This window comes from Pseudomonas syringae (assembly GCF_021605415.1).
Lineage (GTDB): Bacteria > Pseudomonadota > Gammaproteobacteria > Pseudomonadales > Pseudomonadaceae > Aquipseudomonas > Aquipseudomonas syringae_S.
The window spans coordinates 114015-138732 of sequence record NZ_WKEQ01000013.1 but is presented as its reverse complement, the minus strand read 5'-3'; the positions used below and the strand labels follow the sequence as shown (position 1 = coordinate 138732).

At 55.1% G+C, this 24718-nt stretch carries 31 protein-coding genes; all 31 read left to right on the top strand.

Features of this window, described 5'->3' with window-relative positions:
- The first annotated feature begins 73 nt into the window (after positions 1-73).
- The 31 genes from rpoB to rpsK all read left to right on the top strand — a co-directional run bounded on the left by rpoB (position 74) and on the right by rpsK (position 24707).
- Entirely contained in the window at positions 74-4147 is a 4074-nt protein-coding gene (gene rpoB, locus GIW69_RS12140; RefSeq protein ID WP_236482769.1) for a DNA-directed RNA polymerase subunit beta, read from the top strand.
- A gap of 64 nt (positions 4148-4211) precedes the next feature.
- Positions 4212-8411, top strand: coding sequence for a DNA-directed RNA polymerase subunit beta' (rpoC, locus tag GIW69_RS12135; protein ID WP_236482767.1), 4200 nt, complete (start codon positions 4212-4214; stop codon positions 8409-8411).
- A gap of 216 nt (positions 8412-8627) precedes the next feature.
- The gene (gene rpsL / locus GIW69_RS12130; RefSeq protein WP_003186084.1) at positions 8628-8999 is read left to right on the top strand and encodes a 30S ribosomal protein S12; all 372 of its coding nucleotides are present in this window, start codon (positions 8628-8630) and stop codon (positions 8997-8999) included.
- Positions 9000-9107: 108 nt separating this feature from the next.
- A complete protein-coding gene (rpsG, locus tag GIW69_RS12125) occupies positions 9108-9581 on the top strand; it encodes a 30S ribosomal protein S7 (RefSeq protein ID WP_007970418.1) in 474 nt (157 codons plus the stop codon).
- Between the two features lie 30 nt (positions 9582-9611).
- Positions 9612-11717: an elongation factor G gene (gene fusA / locus GIW69_RS12120; protein ID WP_236482765.1), complete on the top strand. Its 2106-nt coding sequence runs from the start codon at positions 9612-9614 to the stop codon at positions 11715-11717.
- A 31-nt stretch (positions 11718-11748) separates the two neighbouring features.
- On the top strand, positions 11749-12942 hold the full coding sequence (tuf, locus tag GIW69_RS12115) for an elongation factor Tu (RefSeq protein ID WP_236482763.1): 1194 nt from the start codon (positions 11749-11751) through the stop codon (positions 12940-12942).
- A gap of 155 nt (positions 12943-13097) precedes the next feature.
- Positions 13098-13409 (top strand): 30S ribosomal protein S10, encoded by a 312-nt coding sequence (gene rpsJ, locus GIW69_RS12110; RefSeq protein WP_003186070.1) that lies wholly within the window; start codon positions 13098-13100, stop codon positions 13407-13409.
- A gap of 80 nt (positions 13410-13489) precedes the next feature.
- The gene (gene rplC / locus GIW69_RS12105; RefSeq protein ID WP_003194649.1) at positions 13490-14125 is read left to right on the top strand and encodes a 50S ribosomal protein L3; all 636 of its coding nucleotides are present in this window, start codon (positions 13490-13492) and stop codon (positions 14123-14125) included.
- A gap of 12 nt (positions 14126-14137) precedes the next feature.
- Positions 14138-14740, top strand: coding sequence for a 50S ribosomal protein L4 (gene rplD / locus GIW69_RS12100; protein ID WP_003228735.1), 603 nt, complete (start codon positions 14138-14140; stop codon positions 14738-14740).
- Positions 14737-15036, top strand: coding sequence for a 50S ribosomal protein L23 (gene rplW, locus GIW69_RS12095; RefSeq protein WP_002555488.1), 300 nt, complete (start codon positions 14737-14739; stop codon positions 15034-15036). Before rplD ends, rplW begins: the two co-directional genes overlap by 4 nt.
- Positions 15037-15050: 14 nt before the next feature.
- Positions 15051-15875, top strand: a complete 825-nt coding sequence (rplB, locus tag GIW69_RS12090) for a 50S ribosomal protein L2 (RefSeq protein ID WP_003176423.1) — start codon at positions 15051-15053, stop codon at positions 15873-15875.
- A gap of 16 nt (positions 15876-15891) precedes the next feature.
- Positions 15892-16167, top strand: coding sequence for a 30S ribosomal protein S19 (rpsS, locus tag GIW69_RS12085; RefSeq protein WP_003228731.1), 276 nt, complete (start codon positions 15892-15894; stop codon positions 16165-16167).
- An 11-nt stretch (positions 16168-16178) separates the two neighbouring features.
- Positions 16179-16511, top strand: a complete 333-nt coding sequence (gene rplV / locus GIW69_RS12080; protein WP_003103908.1) for a 50S ribosomal protein L22 — start codon at positions 16179-16181, stop codon at positions 16509-16511.
- 13 nt (positions 16512-16524) lie between these two features.
- Positions 16525-17211 (top strand): 30S ribosomal protein S3, encoded by a 687-nt coding sequence (gene rpsC / locus GIW69_RS12075; RefSeq protein ID WP_003176422.1) that lies wholly within the window; start codon positions 16525-16527, stop codon positions 17209-17211.
- 12 nt (positions 17212-17223) lie between these two features.
- Positions 17224-17637 (top strand): 50S ribosomal protein L16, encoded by a 414-nt coding sequence (rplP, locus tag GIW69_RS12070; protein WP_003228729.1) that lies wholly within the window; start codon positions 17224-17226, stop codon positions 17635-17637.
- Positions 17637-17828, top strand: a complete 192-nt coding sequence (gene rpmC, locus GIW69_RS12065) for a 50S ribosomal protein L29 (RefSeq protein ID WP_002555481.1) — start codon at positions 17637-17639, stop codon at positions 17826-17828. Before rplP ends, rpmC begins: the two co-directional genes overlap by 1 nt.
- A gap of 2 nt (positions 17829-17830) precedes the next feature.
- Positions 17831-18097, top strand: a complete 267-nt coding sequence (gene rpsQ, locus GIW69_RS12060) for a 30S ribosomal protein S17 (protein ID WP_003194644.1) — start codon at positions 17831-17833, stop codon at positions 18095-18097.
- Between the two features lie 23 nt (positions 18098-18120).
- On the top strand, positions 18121-18489 hold the full coding sequence (gene rplN, locus GIW69_RS12055; RefSeq protein WP_002555479.1) for a 50S ribosomal protein L14: 369 nt from the start codon (positions 18121-18123) through the stop codon (positions 18487-18489).
- Positions 18490-18500: 11 nt separating this feature from the next.
- Positions 18501-18815, top strand: coding sequence for a 50S ribosomal protein L24 (gene rplX / locus GIW69_RS12050; protein ID WP_003186046.1), 315 nt, complete (start codon positions 18501-18503; stop codon positions 18813-18815).
- A 20-nt stretch (positions 18816-18835) separates the two neighbouring features.
- Positions 18836-19375 (top strand): 50S ribosomal protein L5, encoded by a 540-nt coding sequence (gene rplE / locus GIW69_RS12045; protein WP_003210069.1) that lies wholly within the window; start codon positions 18836-18838, stop codon positions 19373-19375.
- A gap of 13 nt (positions 19376-19388) precedes the next feature.
- Positions 19389-19694 (top strand): 30S ribosomal protein S14, encoded by a 306-nt coding sequence (gene rpsN / locus GIW69_RS12040; RefSeq protein ID WP_186532289.1) that lies wholly within the window; start codon positions 19389-19391, stop codon positions 19692-19694.
- Between the two features lie 209 nt (positions 19695-19903).
- A complete protein-coding gene (rpsH, locus tag GIW69_RS12035; protein ID WP_007955638.1) occupies positions 19904-20296 on the top strand; it encodes a 30S ribosomal protein S8 in 393 nt (130 codons plus the stop codon).
- A 12-nt stretch (positions 20297-20308) separates the two neighbouring features.
- Positions 20309-20842 carry a 50S ribosomal protein L6 gene (rplF, locus tag GIW69_RS12030; protein ID WP_003176412.1) on the top strand — a complete coding sequence of 178 codons (534 nt, stop codon included), beginning with the start codon at positions 20309-20311 and terminating at the stop codon, positions 20840-20842.
- A 10-nt stretch (positions 20843-20852) separates the two neighbouring features.
- On the top strand, positions 20853-21203 hold the full coding sequence (rplR, locus tag GIW69_RS12025; protein WP_003186037.1) for a 50S ribosomal protein L18: 351 nt from the start codon (positions 20853-20855) through the stop codon (positions 21201-21203).
- A gap of 3 nt (positions 21204-21206) precedes the next feature.
- Positions 21207-21707 (top strand): 30S ribosomal protein S5, encoded by a 501-nt coding sequence (gene rpsE, locus GIW69_RS12020; RefSeq protein WP_010566852.1) that lies wholly within the window; start codon positions 21207-21209, stop codon positions 21705-21707.
- Between the two features lie 2 nt (positions 21708-21709).
- Positions 21710-21886 (top strand): 50S ribosomal protein L30, encoded by a 177-nt coding sequence (rpmD, locus tag GIW69_RS12015; protein WP_003176408.1) that lies wholly within the window; start codon positions 21710-21712, stop codon positions 21884-21886.
- A 3-nt stretch (positions 21887-21889) separates the two neighbouring features.
- A complete protein-coding gene (gene rplO, locus GIW69_RS12010) occupies positions 21890-22327 on the top strand; it encodes a 50S ribosomal protein L15 (RefSeq protein ID WP_236482760.1) in 438 nt (145 codons plus the stop codon).
- Positions 22328-23656, top strand: a complete 1329-nt coding sequence (gene secY, locus GIW69_RS12005) for a preprotein translocase subunit SecY (protein ID WP_003228718.1) — start codon at positions 22328-22330, stop codon at positions 23654-23656.
- 27 nt (positions 23657-23683) lie between these two features.
- Positions 23684-23800, top strand: a complete 117-nt coding sequence (rpmJ, locus tag GIW69_RS12000; protein ID WP_002555468.1) for a 50S ribosomal protein L36 — start codon at positions 23684-23686, stop codon at positions 23798-23800.
- 130 nt (positions 23801-23930) lie between these two features.
- Positions 23931-24287 carry a 30S ribosomal protein S13 gene (gene rpsM, locus GIW69_RS11995; protein ID WP_009045849.1) on the top strand — a complete coding sequence of 119 codons (357 nt, stop codon included), beginning with the start codon at positions 23931-23933 and terminating at the stop codon, positions 24285-24287.
- Positions 24288-24317: 30 nt separating this feature from the next.
- Positions 24318-24707, top strand: a complete 390-nt coding sequence (rpsK, locus tag GIW69_RS11990; protein ID WP_002555466.1) for a 30S ribosomal protein S11 — start codon at positions 24318-24320, stop codon at positions 24705-24707.
- Positions 24708-24718 lie beyond the last annotated feature (11 nt).

Sequence of the window (24718 nt, the reverse complement as noted above, 5' to 3'; positions counted from 1 at the left end):
GGGTTTGCACGATTTTCTGGCTGCTCCCGTCGGGGGGAGCCAAACAAGCAGGTGACCAAGCTGGGGAACGCTGATGGCTTACTCATATACTGAGAAAAAACGTATCCGCAAGGACTTTAGCAAGTTGCCGGACGTCATGGATGTGCCGTACCTCCTGGCCATCCAGCTGGATTCGTATCGTGAATTCTTGCAAGCGGGAGCGACTAAAGATCAGTTCCGCGACGTGGGCCTGCATGCGGCCTTCAAATCCGTTTTCCCGATCATCAGCTACTCCGGCAATGCTGCGCTGGAGTACGTCGGTTATCGCCTGGGCGAACCGGCATTTGATGTCAAAGAATGCGTATTGCGCGGTGTAACTTTCGCCGTACCTTTGCGGGTAAAAGTGCGCCTGATCATTTTCGACAAAGAATCGTCGAATAAAGCGATCAAGGACATCAAAGAGCAAGAAGTCTACATGGGTGAAATCCCCCTGATGACCGAAAACGGTACCTTCGTAATCAACGGTACTGAGCGTGTAATCGTTTCCCAGCTGCACCGTTCCCCGGGCGTGTTCTTCGACCACGACCGCGGCAAGACGCACAGCTCCGGCAAACTGCTGTACTCCGCGCGGATCATTCCTTACCGCGGTTCCTGGCTGGACTTCGAGTTCGACCCGAAAGATTGCGTGTTCGTGCGTATCGACCGTCGTCGCAAGCTGCCGGCATCGGTACTGCTGCGCGCGCTCGGTTACACCACCGAAGAAGTGCTGGACGCGTTCTACACCACCAACGTATTCCACGTGAAAGGCGAGAGCCTGAGTCTGGAGTTGGTGCCTCAGCGCCTGCGCGGTGAGATTGCTGTCCTCGACATTCAGGACGACAAAGGCAAGGTGATTGTCGAGCAGGGTCGTCGTATCACTGCCCGTCACATCAACCAGCTGGAAAAGGCCGGGATCAAAGAGCTGGACGTGCCTCTGGACTACGTCCTGGGTCGCACCACCGCCAAGGTCATCGTGCATCCGGCTACCGGCGAAATCCTGGCAGAGTGCAATACCGAGCTGACGACTGACATTCTGGCGAAAGTTGCCAAGTCCGGCGTCGTTCGCATTGAAACGCTGTACACCAACGACATCGACTGCGGTCCGTTCGTCTCTGACACTCTGAAGATCGACTCCACCAGCAACCAATTGGAAGCGCTGGTCGAGATCTATCGCATGATGCGTCCAGGCGAGCCGCCAACCAAAGACGCTGCTGAAACCCTGTTCAACAACCTGTTCTTCAGCCCTGAGCGCTATGACCTCTCTGCGGTCGGCCGGATGAAGTTCAACCGTCGTATCGGTCGTACCGAGATCGAAGGTTCGGGCGTGCTGTGCAAGGAAGACATCGTCGCGGTACTGAAGACTCTGGTCGACATCCGTAACGGTAAGGGCATCGTCGATGACATCGACCACCTGGGTAACCGTCGTGTTCGCTGCGTAGGCGAAATGGCCGAGAACCAGTTCCGCGTTGGCCTGGTACGTGTTGAGCGTGCGGTCAAAGAGCGTCTGTCGATGGCTGAAAGCGAAGGCCTGATGCCGCAAGACCTGATCAACGCCAAGCCAGTGGCTGCGGCGGTGAAAGAGTTCTTCGGTTCCAGCCAGCTCTCGCAGTTCATGGACCAGAACAACCCGTTGTCCGAGATCACCCACAAGCGTCGTGTCTCTGCACTCGGCCCTGGCGGTTTGACTCGTGAGCGCGCGGGCTTCGAAGTTCGTGACGTACACCCGACTCACTACGGTCGTGTTTGCCCGATTGAAACGCCGGAAGGTCCGAACATCGGCCTGATCAACTCCCTGGCTGCTTATGCGCGCACCAACCAGTACGGCTTCCTCGAGAGTCCGTACCGCGTGGTGAAAGAGGGTGTGGTTACCGACGACATCGTGTTCCTGTCCGCTATTGAAGAAGCCGATCACGTGATCGCGCAGGCTTCGGCGACCATGAACGAACAAAAAGTTCTGATCGACGAGCTGGTAGCTGTACGTCACTTGAACGAATTTACCGTCAAGGCGCCTGAAGAAGTCACCTTGATGGACGTTTCGCCGAAGCAGGTAGTTTCGGTTGCAGCGTCGCTGATTCCGTTCCTCGAGCACGACGACGCCAACCGTGCGTTGATGGGTTCGAACATGCAGCGTCAAGCTGTACCAACCCTGCGTGCTGACAAGCCGCTGGTAGGTACCGGCATGGAGCGTAACGTAGCTCGTGACTCCGGCGTTTGCGTCGTGGCTCGTCGTGGCGGCGTGATCGATTCCGTTGATGCCAGCCGTATTGTGGTTCGTGTTGCCGATGACGAAGTTGAAACCGGTGAAGCCGGTGTCGACATCTACAACCTGACCAAATACACCCGCTCCAACCAGAACACCTGCATCAACCAGCGTCCGCTGGTGAGAAAGGGTGATCGGGTTCAGCGTAGTGACATCATGGCCGATGGCCCGTCCACCGACATGGGTGAACTGGCGCTGGGTCAGAACATGCGCATCGCCTTCATGGCATGGAACGGCTTCAACTTCGAAGACTCCATCTGCCTGTCGGAACGCGTCGTTCAGGAAGACCGCTTCACGACGATCCACATTCAGGAACTGACCTGTGTGGCCCGTGATACCAAGCTTGGCCCAGAGGAAATCACTGCGGACATCCCTAACGTGGGTGAAGCTGCACTGAACAAGCTGGACGAAGCCGGTATCGTTTACGTAGGTGCTGAAGTTGGCGCAGGCGACATTCTGGTAGGCAAGGTCACTCCGAAAGGCGAGACCCAACTGACTCCGGAAGAAAAACTGCTGCGTGCAATTTTCGGTGAAAAAGCCAGCGACGTTAAAGATACTTCCCTGCGCGTGCCAACTGGCACCAAAGGTACTGTCATCGACGTACAGGTCTTCACCCGCGACGGCGTTGAGCGTGATGCTCGTGCCCTGTCGATCGAGAAGTCACAGCTGGACGAGATCCGTAAAGATCTGAACGAAGAGTTCCGCATCGTTGAAGGCGCCACTTTCGAACGTCTGCGCTCCGCTCTGGTAGGCCACAAGGCTGAAGGCGGTGCTGGTCTGAAGAAAGGTCAGGACATCACCGACGAAGTACTCGACGGTCTTGAGCATGGTCAGTGGTTCAAACTGCGCATGGCTGAAGATGCTCTGAACGAGCAGCTCGAGAAGGCCCAGGCCTACATCGTTGATCGTCGCCGTTTGCTGGACGACAAGTTCGAAGACAAGAAGCGCAAACTGCAGCAGGGCGATGACCTGGCTCCAGGTGTGCTGAAAATCGTCAAGGTTTACCTGGCAATCCGTCGTCGCATCCAGCCGGGCGACAAGATGGCCGGTCGTCACGGTAACAAAGGTGTGGTCTCCGTGATCATGCCGGTTGAAGACATGCCGCACGATGCCAATGGCACCCCGGTCGACGTCGTCCTCAACCCACTGGGCGTACCTTCGCGTATGAACGTTGGTCAGATCCTTGAAACCCACCTGGGCCTCGCGGCCAAAGGTTTGGGCGAGAAGATCAACCGGATGGTCGAAGAGCAGCGTAAAGTCGCGGAACTGCGTACTTTCCTGGATGAGATCTACAACCAGATCGGCGGTCGTAACGAAGATCTGGACAGCTTCTCCGATCAGGAAATCCTGGATCTGGCTAAGAACCTGCGTGGCGGCGTTCCGATGGCCACCCCGGTGTTCGACGGCGCCAAGGAAAGCGAAATCAAGGCCATGCTGAAACTGGCAGACCTGCCGGAAAGCGGCCAGATGCAGTTGACCGACGGCCGTACCGGCAACAAGTTCGAGCGTCCAGTAACCGTTGGCTACATGTACATGCTGAAGCTGAACCACTTGGTAGACGACAAGATGCACGCTCGTTCTACCGGTTCGTACAGCCTGGTTACCCAGCAGCCGCTGGGTGGTAAGGCTCAGTTCGGTGGTCAGCGTTTCGGGGAGATGGAGGTCTGGGCACTGGAAGCATACGGTGCTGCTTACACTCTGCAAGAAATGCTCACAGTGAAGTCGGACGATGTGAACGGCCGTACCAAGATGTACAAAAACATCGTGGATGGCGATCACCGTATGGAGCCGGGCATGCCCGAGTCTTTCAACGTGTTGATCAAGGAAATTCGTTCCCTCGGCATCGATATCGATCTGGAAACCGAATAACACGTGACGCGAATCGAGAGCGGGGCAGGATTGCCCGCTCTCTGCTCCGCCAGGAGGAAAGGCCTTGAAAGACCTACTGAATTTGCTGAAAAACCAGGGTCAAGTCGAAGAGTTCGACGCCATCCGTATTGGATTGGCCTCGCCTGAGATGATCCGCTCTTGGTCGTTCGGTGAAGTTAAAAAGCCCGAAACGATCAACTACCGTACGTTCAAACCTGAGCGTGACGGTCTGTTCTGCGCCAAGATCTTTGGCCCGGTAAAGGATTACGAGTGCCTGTGCGGTAAGTACAAGCGCTTGAAGCACCGTGGTGTGATCTGCGAGAAGTGCGGCGTTGAAGTTGCGCTGGCCAAGGTTCGTCGTGAGCGCATGGCGCACATCGAGCTGGCATCGCCGGTTGCCCACATCTGGTTCCTGAAATCGCTGCCGTCCCGTATCGGCTTGCTGATGGACATGACCCTGCGTGATATCGAACGCGTTCTCTACTTCGAGAGCTACGTCGTTATCGATCCAGGCATGACCACCCTTGAGAAAGGTCAGCTGCTGAACGACGAGCAGTACTTCGAAGCGCTGGAAGAGTTCGGTGACGATTTCGACGCTCGCATGGGTGCCGAAGCTGTCCGTGAACTGCTGCACGCTATCGACCTGGAGCACGAGATTGGCCGCCTGCGCGAAGAAATTCCGCAAACCAACTCCGAAACCAAGATCAAGAAGCTGTCCAAGCGTCTGAAGTTGATGGAGGCCTTCCAGGGTTCCGGCAACCTGCCAGAGTGGATGGTGTTGACCGTTCTGCCGGTTCTGCCGCCGGATCTGCGTCCACTGGTTCCACTGGATGGCGGTCGTTTCGCGACGTCCGACCTCAACGATCTGTATCGTCGAGTGATCAACCGTAACAACCGTTTGAAGCGCCTGCTGGATCTGTCCGCTCCGGACATCATCGTGCGCAACGAAAAGCGTATGTTGCAGGAAGCTGTCGATGCATTGCTCGACAACGGTCGTCGTGGCCGCGCTATCACCGGTTCGAACAAGCGTCCTCTGAAATCCCTGGCTGACATGATCAAGGGTAAGCAGGGTCGTTTCCGTCAGAACTTGCTCGGTAAGCGTGTTGACTACTCGGGTCGTTCGGTAATTACCGTAGGCCCGACCCTGCGTCTGCATCAGTGCGGTCTTCCTAAGAAGATGGCGCTCGAGCTGTTCAAGCCGTTTATTTTCGGCAAGCTGGAAATGCGCGGTCTCGCGACCACCATCAAAGCCGCCAAGAAAATGGTCGAGCGCGAACTGCCAGAGGTTTGGGACGTTCTCGCTGAAGTGATCCGCGAACACCCGGTTCTCCTCAACCGTGCACCGACCCTTCACCGTCTGGGGATCCAGGCGTTTGAACCGGTACTGATCGAAGGTAAGGCTATCCAGCTGCACCCGCTGGTCTGCGCTGCGTACAACGCCGACTTCGACGGCGACCAAATGGCCGTGCACGTACCGCTGACGCTGGAAGCCCAGCTCGAAGCGCGTGCGTTGATGATGTCGACCAACAACATTCTGTCGCCAGCCAACGGTGAGCCAATCATCGTTCCGTCGCAGGACGTTGTATTGGGTCTGTACTACATGACTCGCGAAGCGATCAACGCCAAGGGCGAAGGTCGTGTGTTTGCGGATCTGCAGGAAGTTGACCGTGTGTTCCGTGCCGGCGAAGCCGCACTGCACGCCAAGATCAAGGTTCGTATCAACGAAACCGTGAACGATCGTGACGGCAACAGCGTGAGCGGCACCCGTATCGTCGACACCACTGTCGGCCGTGCGCTGCTGTTCCAGGTTGTGCCAAAAGGTCTGTCTTACGACGTCGTCAACCTGCCGATGAAGAAAAAGGCGATCTCCAAGCTGATCAACCAGTGCTACCGCGTGGTTGGTCTGAAAGAGACTGTGATCTTCGCTGACCAGTTGATGTACACCGGTTTTGCTTACTCGACCATTTCCGGCGTTTCGATCGGTGTTAACGACTTCGTTATCCCGGATGAAAAGGCCCGCATCATCAATGCTGCAACTGATGAAGTGAAAGAAATCGAAAGCCAGTACGCCTCCGGCCTGGTAACCCAGGGCGAGAAGTACAACAAAGTGATCGACCTTTGGTCCAAGGCGAACGACGAAGTTTCCAAGGCGATGATGGCCAACCTCTCGAAAGAGAAAGTCATCGACCGCCATGGTGTCGAAGTCGACCAGGAATCGTTCAACTCGATGTACATGATGGCCGACTCGGGTGCGCGGGGTTCCGCAGCACAGATTCGTCAGCTCGCCGGTATGCGTGGTCTGATGGCCAAGCCGGACGGCTCCATCATTGAAACGCCGATTACTGCGAACTTCCGTGAAGGTTTGAGCGTACTTCAGTACTTCATCTCCACTCACGGTGCTCGTAAAGGTCTGGCGGATACCGCGTTGAAGACTGCGAACTCCGGTTACCTGACTCGTCGTCTGGTAGACGTGGCGCAGGATCTGGTTGTGACCGAGATCGATTGCGGCACCGAACACGGCTTGCTGATGACTCCGCACATTGAAGGCGGTGACGTTGTAGAGCCGTTGGGTGAGCGCGTATTGGGTCGTGTCATTGCCCGTGACGTATTCAAGCCAGGTACCGAGGACGTTATCGTTCCTGCCGGCACTCTGGTAGACGAGAAGTGGGTCGAGTTCATCGAGCTGAACAGCATCGACGAAGTGATCGTGCGTTCGCCGATCAGCTGCGAAACCCGCTTCGGCATTTGCGCCAAGTGCTACGGCCGCGATCTGGCACGTGGTCACCAGGTGAACATTGGTGAAGCAGTCGGTGTTATCGCCGCTCAGTCCATCGGTGAGCCGGGTACCCAGCTGACGATGCGTACGTTCCACATCGGTGGTGCGGCAAGCCGTACTTCCGCAGCCGACAGCGTTCAGGTGAAGAATGGCGGTACCGTCCGTCTGCACAACCTGAAGCACGTTGAGCGAGTGGATGGTCACTTGGTGGCTGTGTCCCGTTCCGGTGAGCTGGCCATCGCTGATGACTTTGGTCGTGAGCGTGAGCGTTACAAGCTGCCATACGGTGCCGTGATTTCGGTTAAAGAAGGTGACAAGGTCGACGCTGGCGCAATCGTTGCCAAGTGGGATCCGCACACTCACCCGATCGTTACCGAAATGAAAGGTACCGTGACCTACGTGGGCATGGAAGAAGGCATCACGATCAAGCGTCAGACTGACGAATTGACCGGTATGACCAACATTGAAGTACTCGACGCGAAAGATCGTCCAGCTGCCGGTAAGGACATCCGTCCTGCCGTGAAGATGGTCGATGACAACGGCAAGGATCTGTTACTGCCAGGCACTGACGTAATCGCTCAGTACTTCCTGCCAGCCAACGCCCTGGTCGGTGTAGCGGATGGTGCGAAGATTGCGATCGGTGATGTTATCGCTCGTATCCCGCAAGAAACTTCGAAGACTCGTGACATCACCGGTGGTCTGCCGCGTGTTGCTGACTTGTTCGAAGCTCGTCGTCCGAAAGAAGCGTCGATTCTGGCTGAAGTCAGCGGCACCATCGCGTTCGGTAAAGAGACCAAGGGCAAGCGTCGTCTGGTCATTACCCCGAACGACGGTAGCGACCCGTACGAGGAGCTGATTCCGAAGTGGCGTCACCTGAACGTGTTCGAAGGCGAACAGGTAAACCGCGGCGAAGTTATCTCCGACGGCCCGAGCGATCCGCACGACATCCTGCGTCTGCTGGGTGTGAGCGCGCTGGCCAAGTACATCGTGAACGAGATCCAGGACGTTTACCGTCTGCAAGGCGTGAAGATCAACGACAAGCACATCGAGACCATCCTGCGTCAGATGCTGCGTAAAGTTGAAATCGCTGAGTCCGGCGATTCCAGTTTCATCAAGGGCGACCAGATGGAACTGACTCACGTACTGGTAGAGAACGAACGTCTGGGCGCGGAGGACAAGTTTGTCTCCAAGTTCACTCGCGTACTGCTGGGTATCACCAAGGCGTCGTTGTCGACCGAATCGTTCATCTCGGCGGCTTCCTTCCAGGAAACCACCCGTGTACTGACCGAAGCGGCCGTTACCGGCAAGCGCGATTACCTGCGTGGCCTGAAAGAAAACGTGGTCGTGGGTCGTCTGATCCCGGCCGGTACCGGCCTGGCCTACCACAGCGAGCGTAAGCGTCGCCGTGAAGCAGACAAGCCGTTGCGCGTAAGCGCCAGTGAAGTGGAAGCTGCACTGACCGAAGCGCTGAACTCGAGCGGTAACTGAGTTCTGCGGTAAATGAGCGCACGGCCCTGATCGTTCCGTTCATCGAATCGAGACAATAAGTCGAGGTTCGATGAACGGGGAGGTCGGGGCCTTGCCTTGACTGGGGACAAGATCCTCTTTAGACTCTTGATCCCCTAAATTTGGCGGGAATTCGTTCCTGCCATTTTGCTTTTCTTGCAAGACAATAGCGTCGCAAGACAACAGTGGAGCTAGTAGATGGCAACTATCAACCAGCTGGTACGTCAGCCGCGTAAGCGTATCGTCGAGAAATCCGACGTACCTGCGCTGCAGAACTGCCCGCAACGTCGTGGTGTGTGCACCCGTGTGTACACCACCACGCCGAAAAAACCTAACTCGGCACTGCGTAAAGTATGCCGTGTGCGCCTGACCAACGGTTTCGAGGTTTCCTCGTACATCGGCGGTGAAGGCCACAACCTGCAAGAGCACAGCGTGGTACTGATCCGCGGCGGTCGTGTAAAAGACTTGCCAGGTGTTCGTTACCACACCGTTCGCGGCTCCCTGGATACTTCCGGCGTTAAAGGTCGTAACCAAGGTCGTTCGAAGTACGGTACCAAGCGTCCGAAGTAATCGGCCGTTTTTGAAGTTTCTATTTTTTTGAGTCGATAAGAGTAAGGTCGGGCACGCATCCACTGGATCTGTCCCGGGCTAACCTGAAGACCGTTTGAGGGCTTATCAATGCCAAGACGTCGCGTAGCAGCCAAGCGTGAGATTCTGGACGATCCGAAATACGGAAGCCAGATCCTCGCCAAATTCATGAACCACGTTATGGAAAGCGGCAAGAAAGCCGTTGCCGAGCGTATCGTTTATGGTGCCCTGGATACCGTGAAGGCTCGTAAGGCCGGCACCGATCCCCTGGAACTCTTCGAAAAAGCACTCGACGCCATCGCTCCGCTGGTCGAAGTGAAGTCGCGCCGCGTTGGTGGTGCTACTTACCAGGTTCCGGTCGAAGTTCGTCCGTCGCGTCGTAACGCTCTGGCAATGCGCTGGTTGGTAGACTTCGCACGCAAGCGTGGCGAGAAGTCTATGGCTCTGCGCTTGGCTGGCGAGCTGCTGGATGCTGCTGAAGGTAAAGGTGCTGCAGTTAAGAAGCGTGAAGACGTGCACCGTATGGCTGAAGCTAACAAAGCTTTCTCGCACTACCGCTTCTAATTTTAGCGTCACTCAATTTGCGAGGGCTTTATGGCTCGTACAACACCGATTAATCGCTACCGTAACATTGGTATCGTTGCTCACGTGGATGCTGGTAAGACCACCACCACCGAGCGCGTCCTTTTTTACACTGGCAAAAGTCACAAGATGGGCGAGGTGCATGACGGCGCCGCGACCACAGACTGGATGGTTCAGGAGCAGGAGCGTGGTATTACCATTACTTCTGCTGCTATTACCGCCTTCTGGCAAGGTTCTGCGAAGCAGCACAAAGACCAATACCGCTTCAACGTCATTGACACTCCGGGCCACGTAGACTTCACCATTGAAGTTGAGCGTTCCCTGCGTGTGCTCGACGGCGCGGTTGTGGTTTTCTGTGGTACTTCGGGCGTTGAGCCTCAGTCGGAAACCGTATGGCGTCAAGCCAACAAGTACGGCGTTCCGCGTCTTGTTTACGTAAACAAGATGGACCGTGCTGGTGCCAACTTCCTGCGCGTGATCGGTCAGATCAAGCAGCGTCTGGGTCACACCCCGGTGCCAATCCAGTTGGCAATCGGTTCCGAAGACAATTTCCAGGGTCAGATCGATCTGATGACCATGGAAGCTGTTTACTGGAACGATGCTGACAAAGGCATGACTCCGCGTCGCGAAGCCATCCCTGCTGAACTGCAGGAGCTGGCTGATGAGTGGCGCAGCAACATGGTTGAAGCTGCGGCCGAAGCCAGCGAAGAACTGATGAACAAGTACCTCGAAGGTGAAGAGCTCACCCTCGAAGAAATCAAGGGCGCTCTGCGTCAGCGTACTATCGCTGGCGAAATCGTTCTGGCTGTTTGCGGTTCTTCCTTCAAGAACAAGGGTGTTCCCCTGGTTCTCGACGCCGTTATCGATTACCTGCCGGCTCCAACCGACATTCCTGCTATCAAGGGCTCCAACCCGGATAACGAGGAAGAAGAGATGGAGCGTCATGCTGACGACAACGAGCCGTTCTCGGCGTTGGCGTTCAAGATCGCTACCGACCCATTCGTGGGTACTTTGACCTTCGTGCGCGTTTACTCGGGCGTGTTGGCCTCTGGTGACGGCGTGATCAACTCGGTCAAGGGCAAGAAAGAGCGTGTGGGTCGTATGGTGCAAATGCACGCAAACGCCCGTGAAGAGATCAAGGAAGTGCGCGCTGGTGACATCGCGGCCCTGATCGGCATGAAGGACGTCACCACTGGTGAGACTTTGTGCGACGCTGCCAAGCCAATCATCCTGGTTCGCATGGACTTCCCGGAGCCGGTTATTTCGGTTGCCGTAGAGCCTAAGACCAAGGATGACCAGGAAAAAATGGGTATCGCTCTGGGCAAGCTTGCTCAGGAAGATCCATCTTTCCGCGTCAAGACTGATGAAGAGACTGGTCAGACGATCATCTCGGGCATGGGCGAGCTTCACCTGGACATCCTGGTTGACCGGATGCGCCGTGAGTTCAACGTCGAAGCCAACATCGGCAAGCCTCAGGTTTCCTATCGTGAGCGCATCACGAAGAACTGTGAAATCGAAGGCAAGTTCGTTCGTCAATCCGGCGGTCGTGGCCAGTTCGGTCATTGCTGGATCCGTTTTGCTCCTGCTGACGAAGGTCAGGAAGGTCTGCAATTCGTGAACGAGGTTGTAGGTGGTGTTGTTCCTAAGGAATACATCCCGGCTATCCAGAAGGGTATCGAAGAGCAGATGAAAAACGGCGTAGTTGCCGGTTATCCGCTGATCGGCCTGAAGGCTACCGTGTTCGATGGTTCTTACCACGACGTCGACTCCAACGAGATGGCGTTTAAGGTGGCTGCTTCCATGGCGACCAAGCAACTGGCCCAGAAGGGCGGCGGTGAGTTGCTCGAGCCGATCATGGCGGTAGAGGTTGTTACGCCTGAAGACTATATGGGTGATGTGATGGGCGACCTTAACCGTCGTCGTGGCATGATCCAGGGTATGGAAGACACGGTCTCCGGCAAGGTTATCCGCGCCGAGGTTCCGCTGGGTGAGATGTTCGGTTATGCGACCGACGTTCGTTCCATGTCCCAGGGTCGCGCAAGCTACTCTATGGAATTCAAAAAATACGATACAGCTCCGACGCACATCGTCGAATCTGTTACCAAAAAACAAGGCTGATTCAGCCCCTTTAGGCTAGGAGTTAATTGTCGTGGCTAAAGAAAAATTTGATCGTTCCCTTCCGCACGTCAACGTTGGCACCATTGGTCACGTTGACCACGGTAAAACCACTCTGACTGCAGCACTGACTCGTGTTTGCTCCGAAGTTTTCGGTTCGGCTGTTGTTGACTTCGACAAGATCGACAGCGCGCCAGAAGAAAAAGCTCGTGGTATCACGATCAACACCGCACACGTTGAGTACAACTCGAAGATCCGTCACTACGCTCACGTTGACTGCCCAGGTCACGCTGACTATGTGAAGAACATGATCACCGGTGCTGCTCAGATGGACGGCGCTATCCTGGTTTGCTCGGCCGCTGATGGTCCGATGCCGCAAACCCGTGAGCACATCCTGCTGTCCCGTCAGGTTGGCGTTCCGTACATCGTGGTTTTCCTGAACAAGGCTGACCTGGTAGACGACGCTGAACTGCTGGAACTGGTTGAGATGGAAGTGCGCGATCTGCTGAGCACTTACGACTTCCCAGGTGATGACACTCCAATCATCATCGGTTCCGCGCGTATGGCGCTGGAAGGCAAAGACGATAACGAAATGGGCACCACTGCCGTTCGTAAGCTGGTCGAAACTCTGGATACCTACATCCCAGAGCCAGAGCGCGCTATCGACAAGCCGTTCCTGATGCCAATCGAAGACGTGTTCTCGATCTCCGGTCGCGGTACTGTTGTAACTGGTCGTATCGAGCGTGGTGTTGTTAACGTTCAAGACGCACTGGAAATCGTTGGTCTGCGTGACACCACCACCACCACCTGCACCGGTGTTGAAATGTTCCGCAAGCTGCTCGACCAAGGTCGTGCTGGCGAGAACTGCGGCGTCCTGCTGCGTGGCACCAAGCGTGACGACGTTGAGCGTGGCCAGGTTCTGGTCAAGCCGGGTTCGGTTAAGCCGCACACCAAGTTCACTGCAGAAGTTTACGTGCTGAGCAAGGAAGAAGGCGGTCGTCACACTCCGTTCTTCAAAGGCTATCGTCCGCAGTTCTACTTCCGTACTACTGACGTGACTGGTAACTGCCAGCTGCCAGAAGGCGTTGAAATGGTAATGCCGGGTGACAACATCCAGATGGAAGTTACCCTGATCAAAACCATCGCGATGGAAGATGGTCTGCGTTTCGCTATCCGTGAAGGCGGTCGTACCGTCGGCGCTGGCGTCGTAGCCAAAATCATCGAGTAAGCTCTTTTGAGCAAGCTTTGATGACTTGAAAAAGCCCCCGCTCAGCGGGGGCTTTTTTATTGGGTTGACACCCATATGGGGCGTCTATAGAATTGCGCCTCCTTTTAACGGGCGTATTGCGCCCGGTGGGAATAGCAGCCGGAGTCTGAAATCCAATGCAAAATCAGCAAATCCGTATCAGGTTGAAGGCTTTTGACCATCGCCTGATCGACCAATCAACCCAGGAAATCGTGGAAACCGCGAAACGTACTGGTGCTCAAGTGCGTGGTCCTATTCCACTGCCTACCCGTAAAGAGCGGTTCACCGTTCTGGTTTCCCCGCACGTCAACAAAGACGCGCGTGACCAGTACGAGATCCGCACTCATAAGCGTGTCCTGGATATCGTCCAGCCAACGGATAAAACCGTTGACGCACTTATGAAGCTTGATCTTGCGGCCGGTGTGGAAGTACAGATCAGCCTCGGCTAAGACTCGGTCTTAGTCGTGTAACGCTCTGAAATGGGCGGCCATAGCGGGTGAAAGCCCCGTACACTCATGAGGTTTACAACATGACTATTGGTGTAGTCGGTCGTAAATGCGGTATGACCCGTATTTTCACCGAAGAAGGTGTCTCCATTCCGGTCACGGTCATTGAGATCGAGCCGAATCGCGTCACCCAGTTCAAAACTGAAGAGACCGATGGCTATCGTGCAGTGCAAGTCACTGTCGGCGAGCGTCGCGCTTCGCGTGTAACAGCTGCGCAGGCTGGCCACTTCGCTAAAGCGAACGTTGCCGCTGGTCGTACCGTAATGGAATTCCGTCTTGAAGACGGCGATTACCAGGCCGGCGATCTGATCAACGCTGAAATCTTCGCTGCTGGTCAACTGGTTGATGTAACCGGTCAGTCCAAAGGTAAAGGCTTCCAGGGTACGATCAAGCGTTGGAATTTCCGCGGGCAAGATAACACCCACGGTAACTCCGTATCCCACCGCGTCCCAGGCTCTATCGGCCAGTGCCAGACTCCTGGTCGTGTATTCAAGGGCAAAAAAATGTCCGGTCATATGGGCGCTGAGCGCGTGACCGTGCAGTCCCTGGAAGTAGTGCGCGTGGACGCTGAACGCAATCTGTTGTTGGTCAAGGGTGCTGTTCCTGGCGCTACTGGCGGCAACCTGGTTGTACGTCCAGCAGCCAAGGCTCGCGGTTAAGGGGAAGCTGACATGCAATTAAATGTAAATGACGCTCAAGCGATCGAAGTTTCCGAACTGACGTTTGGCGGCGAGTTCAACGAGACTCTGGTTCACCAAGCAGTCGTGGCCTACATGGCTGGCGGCCGTCAGGGTTCCAAGCAGCAAAAGACCCGTTCCGACGTTCGTGGTGGCGGTAAGCGCCCTTGGCGTCAGAAAGGTACTGGCCGTGCTCGTGCCGGTACTATCCGTAGCCCAATCTGGCGTGGCGGCGGTACCACTTTCGCAGCTCGTCCACAGGATCACTCTCAGAAGCTGAACAAGAAGATGTATCGCGCAGCAATGCGTTCCATCCTTGCTGAGCTGGTGCGTACTGATCGTCTGGTCGTGGTTCAGGATTTCGCTGTTGAAACTCCGAAAACCAAAGACCTGCTGGGCAAGCTGAACAACATGAGCCTGACCGACGTTTTGATCGTGTCGGACGCTGTTGATCAGAACCTGTACCTGGCTGCTCGCAACCTGCCACACGTTGATGTTCGTGACGTGCAAGGTTCCGATCCAGTTAGTCTGATCGCATACGACAAGGTGTTGATCACCGTGTCGGCCGTGAAGAAATTCGAGGAGCTGCTGGGATGAACCAGGAACGCGTATTTAAAGTTCTGCTTGGCCCGCACGTTTCCGAGAAGGCTACGGTTCTGGCAGACAAGAAAGGCCAGTTCGTTTTCAAGGTTGCAACCGATGCAACCAAGCTGGAAATCAAGAAGGCCGTCGAAAGCCTGTTCAGCGTGAAAGTTGAGCGTGTTACTACCCTGAATGTACTGGGTAAAAGCAAGCGCACAGCTCGCGGTCTGGGCAAGCGTAATGACTGGAAGAAGGCAGTTATCTCCCTTCAGCCAGGCCAAGATCTCGATTTCAGCAGCAGTGCTGAGTAAGGAAGGGGTGCATCATGGCAATCGTTAAATGCAAACCGACTTCCCCTGGCCGCCGTTTTGTGGTCAAGGTGGTCAACCAGGAGCTGCATAAAGGCGCTCCTCACGCACCGCTGCTCGAGAAAAAATCGAAGACTGGTGGTCGTAACAACAATGGTCGTATTACCACTCGTCACATCGGTGGTGGCCATAAGCAGCATTATCGTCTGGTCGATTTTCGTCGCAACGACAAAGATGGCATCTCTGCCACTGTCGAGCGTATCGAATACGATCCAAACCGTACTGCTCACATCGCTCTGCTGCTGTACGCAGATGGCGAGCGCCGCTACATCATCGCCCCTAAGGGCGTGAGTGCTGGCGACCAGCTGATCGCAGGTGCTCTGGCACCGATCAAGCCGGGCAACGCTCTGCAACTGCGCAACATTCCAGTTGGTAGCACCGTACACGGCATCGAGCTTAAGCCAGGTAAAGGCGCACAAATCGCACGTTCCGCTGGTGCTTCGGCTCAGTTGATCGCTCGTGAAGGTGTGTACGTTACCCTGCGTCTTCGTTCCGGTGAAATGCGCAAAGTACTGGCTGAATGCCGTGCGACCCTTGGCGAAGTCTCGAACTCCGAGCACAGCCTGCGTTCGCTGGGTAAAGCTGGTGCCAAACGCTGGCGTGGCGTTCGCCCAACCGTTCGTGGTGTTGCCATGAACCCGGTTGACCACCCACATGGTGGTGGTGAAGGTCGTACCTCTGGTGGTCGTCATCCGGTATCGCCATGGGGCTTCCCGACTAAGGGCGCGAAGACTCGTGGTAATAAGCGTACCGACAAAATGATCGTCCGTCGTCGCAAGTAAATAGAGGGATACGACAGTGCCACGTTCTCTGAAAAAAGGTCCTTTTATTGATCTTCACCTACTGAAGAAGATCGAAGTGGCGGCGGAAAAGAACGATCGCAAACCAATTAAAACCTGGTCGCGCCGTTCCATGATCCTGCCACAAATGGTCGGTCTGACCATCGCAGTACACAACGGTCGTCAGCACGTCCCAGTTCTCGTTAACGAAGACATGGTCGGCCATAAACTGGGCGAGTTCGCCGGTACCCGCACTTATCGTGGGCACGTGGCTGACAAGAAAGCCAAGCGTTAAGGGGTTAGGAAATGGAAGTAGCCGCTAAGTTGTCGGGCGCTCGAATCTCCGCCCAAAAAGCCCGCTTGGTCGCCGACCAGATCCGCGGGAAAAAGGTGGGCGAAGCGCTCAACCTGTTGGCTTTCAGCAGTAAGAAAGCCGCCGAGATCATGAAAAAAGTGCTGGAGTCGGCCGTAGCCAACGCCGAGCATAACGAAGGCGCAGACGTTGATGACCTGAAAGTCAGCACCGTTTTCGTCAACGAAGGGCGTTCGCTGAAGCGCATCATGCCGCGTGCCAAAGGCCGTGCTGATCGCATCGTCAAGCGGTCTTGCCATATCACTGTCAAGGTTGCTGACAAGTAACGGAGTCGAAGAGATGGGTCAGAAAGTACATCCCATTGGCATTCGCCTGGGAATCGTCAAGGAGCACACCTCCGTCTGGTACGCAGACGGTCGGACTTATGCGGACTACTTGTTCGCTGATCTGAAGGTGCGTGAGTATCTCCAAGACAAACTAAAAAGCGCGTCCGTAAGCCGTATCGATATCCATCGTCCGGCCCAAACTGCACGTATCACCATCCACACCGCTCGTCCAGGTATCGTTATCGGGAAGAAAGGTGAAGATGTTGAGAAACTGCGCCAGGACCTGACCAAGCAAATGGGTGTGCCTGTGCACATCAATATCGAAGAGATCCGTAAGCCGGAACTCGACGGTATGCTGGTTGCGCAGAGCGTAGCTCAGCAGCTGGAGCGTCGCGTAATGTTCCGTCGCGCTATGAAGCGCGCAGTACAGAACGCAATGCGCATTGGTGCCAAAGGCATCAAAATCCAAGTGAGCGGTCGTCTCGGCGGTGCTGAAATCGCACGTACTGAATGGTATCGCGAAGGTCGTGTGCCTCTGCACACCCTGCGTGCCGACATCGACTATGCCAACTACGAAGCTCACACCACTTACGGTGTGATCGGTGTAAAGGTTTGGATCTTCAAAGGCGAAGTAATTGGTGGTCGCCAAGAAGAACTGAAACCACAAGCACCAGCGCCTCGTAAAAAAGCTGCTAAGTAAGGGGTACGCCAAATGTTGCAACCAAAGCGTACGAAGTTCCGCAAGCAGATGACCGGCCACAACCGTGGTCTGGCACTGCGCGGTAGCAAAGTCAGCTTCGGCGAGTTCGCGCTGAAGTCTGTAGCTCGTGGTCGTCTCACCGCTCGTCAGATCGAGTCAGCGCGTCGTGCTCTGACCCGTCACGTAAAACGTGGCGGCAAGATCTGGATCCGTGTATTCCCGGACAAGCCTATTTCCAAGAAGCCACTCGAAGTTCGGATGGGTAAAGGTAAGGGTAACGTCGAATACTGGGTTGCCCAGATTCAGCCAGGCAAAGTCCTGTATGAAATCGAGGGTGTTTCTGAAGAGCTGGCGCGTGAGGCTTTCGCCCTGGCTGCTGCAAAGCTGCCGCTCGCCACCTCCTTTGTTAAACGGACGGTGATGTGATGAAAGCGAATGAACTTCGTGAAAAATCCGCACAGCAGCTGAACGAGCAACTGCTCGGCTTGCTGCGCGACCAGTTCAATCTGCGCATGCAGAAAGCAACTGGCCAGTTGGGGCAGTCGCATCTGCTCTCGCAAGTTAAGCGTGACATCGCTCGCGTGAAGACTGTGCTCAACCAGCAGGCAGGTAAGTAATCATGGCTGAAGCCGAAAAAACTGTCCGTACGCTGACTGGCCGTGTTGTCAGCGACAAGATGGACAAAACCATCACCGTTCTGATCGAGCGTCGCGTTAAGCACCCGATCTACGGTAAATACGTTAAGCGTTCGACTAAGCTGCACGCGCACGACGAAACCAATCAGTGCCATATTGGCGACAAAGTCACTATTCGTGAAACTCGTCCAATGGCCAAGACCAAGTCTTGGGCACTGGTTGATGTTCTCGAACGCGCTGTGGAAGTCTAAGGACTAGGGGTCGGAGAAATTATATGATTCAGACTCAATCCATGCTCGATGTGGCCGATAACAGCGGCGCTCGCCGCGTTATGTGCATCAAGGTGCTGGGTGGCTCCCATCGTCGTTACGCTGGTATCGGTGACATCATCAAAGTTACCGTCAAGGAAGCAATTCCTCGCGGTAAAGTGAAAAAAGGCCAAGTGATGACTGCTGTTGTGGTCCGCACTCGTCACGGCGTACGTCGTGCTGATGGCTCCATTATCCGCTTTGATGGCAACGCTGCTGTTCTTCTGAACAACAAGCAAGAGCCTATCGGCACCCGTATCTTTGGGCCAGTGACCCGTGAACTTCGTACTGAGAAGTTCATGAAGATCGTCTCGCTCGCCCCAGAAGTGCTGTAAGGAGATCCGACATGCAAAAGATTCGTCGTGACGACGAGATCATCGTGATCGCCGGCAAAGACAAAGGTAAGCGCGGTAAGGTGCTGAAGGTTCTTGCTGACAACCGTCTGGTTGTTGGTGGGCTGAACCTGGTCAAGCGTCATACCAAGCCTAACCCGATGTCGGGCGTACAAGGCGGTATCGTCGAGAAAGAAGCGCCACTGCACGCTTCTAACGTAGCCATCTTCAATGGCGAAACCAACAAGGCTGACCGCGTTGGTTTCAAAGTAGAAGACGGTAAGAAAATTCGTGTCTTCAAGTCGACCCAAAAAGCGGTTGATGCTTGAACACTGCTAGGTAGAAGACCATGGCACGACTAAAAGAGATTTACCGGAAGGAAATCGCTCCGAAACTTAAGGAAGAACTTAAGCTTTCGAACGTGATGGAAGTTCCGCGCGTTACAAAGATCACCCTGAACATGGGTCTGGGCGAAGCGATCGGCGACAAAAAAGTCATCGAGCACGCTGTTGCTGACCTGGAAAAGATCACCGGCCAAAAAGTCGTTGTGACCTACGCTCGTAAATCCATCGCTGGCTTTAAAGTCCGTGAAGGATGGCCGATCGGCGTCAAAGTGACTCTGCGCCGTGAGCGTATGTACGAATTCCTGGATCGTCTGCTGTCGATCTCCCTGCCTCGGGTTCGCGACTTCCGCGGCCTGAATGCCAAGTCCTTCGATGGTCGTGGCAACTACAGCATGGGCGTGAAAGAGCAGATCATTTTCCCGGAAATCGACTACGACAAGATCGATGCTCTCCGCGGTCTGGACATCACCCTGACCACCACTGCCAAGAACGATGATGAAGGCCGCGCTCTGCTGCGTGCTTTCAAATTCCCGTTCCGCAACTGATTGGAGTAGGAAAATGGCCAAGAAGAGCATGAAGAACCGTGAGCTGAAACGTCAGCTCACCGTTGCCAAGTACGCCACCAAGCGTGCAGCGCTCAAAGCAATCATCGTCGATCTGAACGCAAGTCCAGAAGCGCGTTGGGAAGCTACCGTAGCTCTGCAGAAGCAACCACGTGACGCAAGCGCTGCGCGCATGCGTAACCGTTGCCGCCTGACTGGTCGTCCGCACGGCGTGTACCGCAAGTTTGGCCTCGGCCGTAACATGCTGCGTCAAGCTGCAATGCGTGGTGACGTTCCAGGTCTGGTTAAAGCCAGCTGGTAACCGCTGTCAAAGCTTCGATGTTCGGGTTCGAAAGAACCTGACCATCGGTGGCCTTGAACTTGAATCAAGCCCCTTTTGGGGCTTGATTCATTTCTGGGGTGTGACTAGAATGACCGGCTCGCCTGAGCCCGTGTTTTTCTTGCCCGGAATTCCTCGGCGACATGTAGTAGCCGCAAGGCTAATTTTTTTGTATTAGGAGCGTCTAGCCCATGAGTATGCAGGACCCGTTAGCGGACATGCTAACTCGAATCCGTAATGCCCAGATGGCTGAAAAGTCCGTCGTAAGCATGCCGTCTTCCACGTTGAAGGTGGCTGTAGCAAAAGTCCTGAAGGACGAAGGTTACATCGCGGGTTTTCAGATCACCACCGACGCCAAGCCGTCGTTGTCCATCGAGCTGAAGTACTTCGAAGGCCGTCCGGTTATCGAAGAAGTGAAGCGCGTTAGTCGTCCAGGCCTGCGTCAGTACAAGTCCGTTGAAGATCTGCCGAAAGTTCGTGGCGGTCTCGGCGTGTCTATCGTCTCCACCAACAAAGGTGTGATGACGGATCGTGCTGCGCGCGCTGCCGGTGTCGGCGGCGAAGTTCTTTGCACTGTGTTCTAAGGGGGGATAAGCATGTCTCGCGTCGCTAAGAACCCCGTTAAGCTGCCAGCCGGTGTCGAAGTAAAATTCGCAGGCCAACAGCTTTCGGTGAAGGGTGCCAAGGGTACTCTTGAACTGAACATCCATTCGTCCGTTGAGATCGTTGAAGAAGCTGGTGAGCTGCGTTTCGCCGCTCGCAATGGCGATCAACAAACTCGCGCAATGGCAGGTACCACGCGTGCGTTGGTAAACAACATGGTCCAAGGCGTAAGCCAAGGCTTTGAGCGTAAGCTCCAGCTGGTCGGTGTTGGTTACAAAGCGCAAGCAAAAGGCACGGTTCTGAACCTGGCCCTTGGCTTCTCGCACCCAGTGGATTACGAACTGCCGGAAGGCATCACCGCTGAGACCCCTAGCCAGACCGATATCCTGATCAAGGGCATCGATAAGCAGCTGGTAGGTCAAGTGGCCGCTGAGATCCGCGACTTCCGTCCACCAGAGCCGTACAAAGGCAAAGGTGTGCGCTACGCGGACGAAGTCGTCCGTCGTAAAGAAGCCAAGAAGAAGTAGGGCATAGCAAATGACCGACAAAAAAGTTACTCGACTGCGTCGCGCTCGCAAAGCACGCCTGAAAATGCACGAACTCGAAGTCGTGCGTCTCTGCGTGTTCCGCTCGTCGCAGCACATCTACGCCCAGGTCATCTCGGCCGACGGCAACAAAGTCCTGGCAAGCGCCTCGACTTTGGATAAAGAACTGCGTGATGGTGCCACTGGCAACATCGACGCGGCCACAAAGGTTGGCCAGCTGGTCGCTACGCGTGCTAAGGCCGCTGGCGTCTCGCAAGTGGCTTTCGACCGCTCTGGCTTCAAGTACCACGGCCGCGTTAAAGCGCTGGCTGATGCTGCTCGTGAAGCTGGGCTGGAGTTCTAAGTTATGTCAAATAACGACCAAAAGCGCGACGAAGGCTACATTGAGAAGCTGGTTCAAGTTAACCGCGTAGCCAAAACCGTTAAAGGCGGCCGTATCTTCACTTTCACCGCGTTGACCGTGGTGGGTGATGGTAAAGGGCGCGTTGGCTTCGGCCGTGGCAAGTCACGTGAAGTGCCTGCTGCGATCCAGAAGGCAATGGAAGCTGCTCGCCGCAACATGATTCAAGTTGATCTGAACGGCACTACTCTGCAGTACGCAATGAAGTCCGCTCACGGCGCTTCGAAGGTGTACATGCAGCCTGCCTCTGAAGGTACCGGTATCATCGCTGGCGGCGCAATGCGTGCCGTTCTCGAAGTTGCTGGCGTTCAGAACGTTCTGGCCAAGTGCTACGGCTCGACTAACCCGGTAAACGTGGTTCACGCCACTTTCAAAGGTTTGAAAGCTATGCAATCCCCTGAATCCATTGCCGCCAAGCGTGGCAAAAGCGTCCAGGAGATCTTCTGATCATGGCTACCGTTAAAGTAACGCTGATCAAAAGCATGACCGGCCGCATCCCTAACCACAAATTGTGTGTTAAGGGTCTCGGTCTGCGTCGCATCGGTCACACTGTAGAAGTCCAGGATACTCCCGAGAATCGCGGGATGATCAACAAGGCTTACTACATGCTGCGTGTCGAGGGTTAATCGATGAAACTCAATGATCTGAGTCCAGCGCCGGGTTCCCGTCGCGAAAAGCATCGTCCGGGCCGTGGTATCGGTAGCGGTTTGGGTAAGACTGGTGGCCGTGGCCACAAAGGTCAGACCTCCCGCTCCGGTGGCACCATTGCTCCAGGCTTTGAAGGCGGTCAACAGCCGCTGCATCGTCGCCTGCCGAAGTTCGGTTTCGTTTCCCTGAAAGCCATGGATCGCGCAGAAGTGCGTCTGTCCGAGCTGGCTAAAGTGGAAGGCGAAATCGTCACTGTGCAGTCCCTGAAAGATGCCAACGTGATCAACGTCAACGTACAGCGTGTGAAAATCATGCTGTCCGGTGAAGTGACTCGCGCTGTCACTATCGGCAAGGGAATCGGCGCCACCAAAGGTGCGCGTGCGGCTATCGAAGCAGCTGGCGGCAAGTTCGAGGAATAAATGGCTAAGCAAGGTGCTCTCTCTGCGCTCGGCAAAGGCGGTATGTCTGAACTCTGGGCTCGTCTGCGTTTTCTGTTCCTGGCGATTATCGTCTACCGAATAGGCGCACACATCCCGGTTCCAGGTATCAACCCTGATCGACTCGCAGACCTGTTTCGACAGAATGAGGGGACCATTCTTAGCTTGTTCAACATGTTTTCCGGCGGTGCGCTGGAGCGGATGAGCATCTTTGCATTGGGGATCATGCCGTACATTTCGGCATCGATCATCATGCAATTGATGACCGCCGTCAGCCCACAGCTGGAGCAGTTGAAGAAGGAAGGTGAAGCTGGCCGTCGCAAGATCAGCCAGTACACCCGCTACGGCACCGTCGTCCTCGCTCTTGTTCAGGCTATTGGCATGTCCATTGGTCTGGCAGGGCAGGGCGTGGCGTTCACTGGTGACTTTGGCTTCCATTTCGTTGCGGTGTCCACGTTTGTGGCTGGCGCAATGTTCATGATGTGGCTGGGTGAGCAGATTACTGAGCGTGGTGTAGGTAACGGTATCTCGATGTTGATTTTTTCGGGTATCGTCGCCGGTCTTCCGAGAGCAATCGGGCAGTCTTTCGAGTCTGCACGTCAGGGCGATATCAATATCTTTGCCCTGGTTGCCATCGGTTTGCTGGCAGTAGCGATTATCGGTTTCGTGGTGTTCATTGAGCGTGGTCAGCGTCGTATTGCTGTTCACTACGCCAAGCGTCAGCAAGGCCGCAAGGTTTTTGCTGCGCAGACCAGCCACTTGCCGTTGAAGGTGAATATGGCCGGTGTTATTCCGGCTATTTTCGCGAGCAGCATTTTGCTGTTCCCGGCTTCGCTGGGTGCCTGGTTCGGTCAGTCTGAAGGTATGGGCTGGTTGCAGGACATCTCGCAGTCGATCGCTCCTGGTCAGCCGTTGAATATTCTGCTGTTTAGTGCAGGGATTATTTTCTTCTGCTTCTTCTATACGGCGTTGATGTTCAATCCGAAAGACGTAGCGGAAAACCTGAAGAAGTCCGGTGCCTTTATTCCGGGTATCCGTCCAGGTGAGCAGTCTGCGCGCTACATTGATGGCGTTCTGACTCGTTTGACCATGTTCGGTGCTCTATACATGACGGCCGTATGCTTGTTGCCCCAGTTCCTGGTGGTTGCAGCAAACGTTCCGTTCTACCTTGGCGGGACCTCGTTGCTGATCGTCGTCGTGGTTGTGATGGACTTCATGTCCCAAGTACAATCGCACCTCGTTTCGCACCAGTACGAATCCCTGATGAAGAAAGCCAACCTGAAGGGTTACGGCAGCGGCATGTTGCGCTGAGTACCCATAAGGTTCGAGGAGTTGGTGATGAAAGTTCGTGCATCGGTGAAAAAGCTGTGCCGTAACTGCAAGATTATTCGCCGCGAAGGTGTTGTTCGAGTAATTTGCAGCGCGGAACCGCGTCACAAACAGCGCCAAGGCTGAGTGTGATTGTGCTTCAAGCCCGGTAGCTAGTGCGCTGCCGGGTTGATTATTTGTTATTACAGCGATATTATCTCGCGCCCTATTTCTTGGCTTCCGGGGCGTAGGTAGCTGTCAATTGGAGTCCCACTGAATGGCCCGTATTGCAGGCGTTAACATTCCAGATAACAAGCATACTGTTATCTCGCTGACCTACATCTATGGTGTTGGTCGCACAACTGCACAGAAAATCTGTGCAGAGACTGGGGTAAACCCAGCCGCAAAGATCAAGGATCTGAGCGACGAGCAAATTGAACAGCTGCGTGGCGAAGTGGCGAAGTTCACCACTGAAGGTGACCTGCGTCGCGAAATCAACATGAAAATCAAGCGCTTGATGGACCTCGGTTGCTATCGCGGTCTGCGTCATCGTCGCGGTCTTCCAGTACGCGGTCAGCGTACCAAGACCAACGCGCGTACCCGTAAAGGTCCGCGTAAGCCGATCCGCAAGTAATCGCCCCAGCGAATCGACAGGAATTTAATCATGGCAAAACCTGCTGCTCGTCCTCGTAAAAAAGTTAAAAAGACAGTGGTTGATGGCATCGCCCACATCCATGCATCTTTTAACAACACCATCGTGACCATCACCGACCGTCAAGGTAACGCTCTTTCCTGGGCTACCTCCGGTGGTTCGGGTTTCCGCGGTTCCCGCAAGTCCACCCCGTTTGCTGCTCAAGTAGCTGCTGAACGTGCTGGTCAAGCTGCGCTGGAATATGGCCTGAAAAACCTCGACGTCAACGTCAAAGGTCCAGGTCCAGGTCGTGAGTCTGCTGTCCGTGCTTTGAACGGCTGTGGCTATAAGATCGCCAGCATCACCGACGTGACGCCAATCCCGCACAACGGGTGCCGTCCGCCGAAGAAGCGCCGCGTGTAATCCAGGAGATT

Coding starts and splice junctions, on each gene's coding strand:
- rpoB (WP_236482769.1), top strand. CDS start 74: ATGGCTTACTCATATACTGAGAAAAAACGTATCCGCAAGGACTTTAGC.
- rpsL (WP_003186084.1), top strand. CDS start 8,628: ATGGCAACTATCAACCAGCTGGTACGTCAGCCGCGTAAGCGTATCGTC.
- rpsG (WP_007970418.1), top strand. CDS start 9,108: ATGCCAAGACGTCGCGTAGCAGCCAAGCGTGAGATTCTGGACGATCCG.
- fusA (WP_236482765.1), top strand. CDS start 9,612: ATGGCTCGTACAACACCGATTAATCGCTACCGTAACATTGGTATCGTT.
- rpsJ (WP_003186070.1), top strand. CDS start 13,098: ATGCAAAATCAGCAAATCCGTATCAGGTTGAAGGCTTTTGACCATCGC.
- rplC (WP_003194649.1), top strand. CDS start 13,490: ATGACTATTGGTGTAGTCGGTCGTAAATGCGGTATGACCCGTATTTTC.
- rplD (WP_003228735.1), top strand. CDS start 14,138: ATGCAATTAAATGTAAATGACGCTCAAGCGATCGAAGTTTCCGAACTG.
- rplW (WP_002555488.1), top strand. CDS start 14,737: ATGAACCAGGAACGCGTATTTAAAGTTCTGCTTGGCCCGCACGTTTCC.
- rplB (WP_003176423.1), top strand. CDS start 15,051: ATGGCAATCGTTAAATGCAAACCGACTTCCCCTGGCCGCCGTTTTGTG.
- rplV (WP_003103908.1), top strand. CDS start 16,179: ATGGAAGTAGCCGCTAAGTTGTCGGGCGCTCGAATCTCCGCCCAAAAA.
- rpsC (WP_003176422.1), top strand. CDS start 16,525: ATGGGTCAGAAAGTACATCCCATTGGCATTCGCCTGGGAATCGTCAAG.
- rplP (WP_003228729.1), top strand. CDS start 17,224: ATGTTGCAACCAAAGCGTACGAAGTTCCGCAAGCAGATGACCGGCCAC.
- rpmC (WP_002555481.1), top strand. CDS start 17,637: ATGAAAGCGAATGAACTTCGTGAAAAATCCGCACAGCAGCTGAACGAG.
- rpsQ (WP_003194644.1), top strand. CDS start 17,831: ATGGCTGAAGCCGAAAAAACTGTCCGTACGCTGACTGGCCGTGTTGTC.
- rplN (WP_002555479.1), top strand. CDS start 18,121: ATGATTCAGACTCAATCCATGCTCGATGTGGCCGATAACAGCGGCGCT.
- rplX (WP_003186046.1), top strand. CDS start 18,501: ATGCAAAAGATTCGTCGTGACGACGAGATCATCGTGATCGCCGGCAAA.
- rplE (WP_003210069.1), top strand. CDS start 18,836: ATGGCACGACTAAAAGAGATTTACCGGAAGGAAATCGCTCCGAAACTT.
- rpsN (WP_186532289.1), top strand. CDS start 19,389: ATGGCCAAGAAGAGCATGAAGAACCGTGAGCTGAAACGTCAGCTCACC.
- rpsH (WP_007955638.1), top strand. CDS start 19,904: ATGAGTATGCAGGACCCGTTAGCGGACATGCTAACTCGAATCCGTAAT.
- rplF (WP_003176412.1), top strand. CDS start 20,309: ATGTCTCGCGTCGCTAAGAACCCCGTTAAGCTGCCAGCCGGTGTCGAA.
- rplR (WP_003186037.1), top strand. CDS start 20,853: ATGACCGACAAAAAAGTTACTCGACTGCGTCGCGCTCGCAAAGCACGC.
- rpsE (WP_010566852.1), top strand. CDS start 21,207: ATGTCAAATAACGACCAAAAGCGCGACGAAGGCTACATTGAGAAGCTG.
- rpmD (WP_003176408.1), top strand. CDS start 21,710: ATGGCTACCGTTAAAGTAACGCTGATCAAAAGCATGACCGGCCGCATC.
- rplO (WP_236482760.1), top strand. CDS start 21,890: ATGAAACTCAATGATCTGAGTCCAGCGCCGGGTTCCCGTCGCGAAAAG.
- secY (WP_003228718.1), top strand. CDS start 22,328: ATGGCTAAGCAAGGTGCTCTCTCTGCGCTCGGCAAAGGCGGTATGTCT.
- rpmJ (WP_002555468.1), top strand. CDS start 23,684: ATGAAAGTTCGTGCATCGGTGAAAAAGCTGTGCCGTAACTGCAAGATT.
- rpsM (WP_009045849.1), top strand. CDS start 23,931: ATGGCCCGTATTGCAGGCGTTAACATTCCAGATAACAAGCATACTGTT.
- rpsK (WP_002555466.1), top strand. CDS start 24,318: ATGGCAAAACCTGCTGCTCGTCCTCGTAAAAAAGTTAAAAAGACAGTG.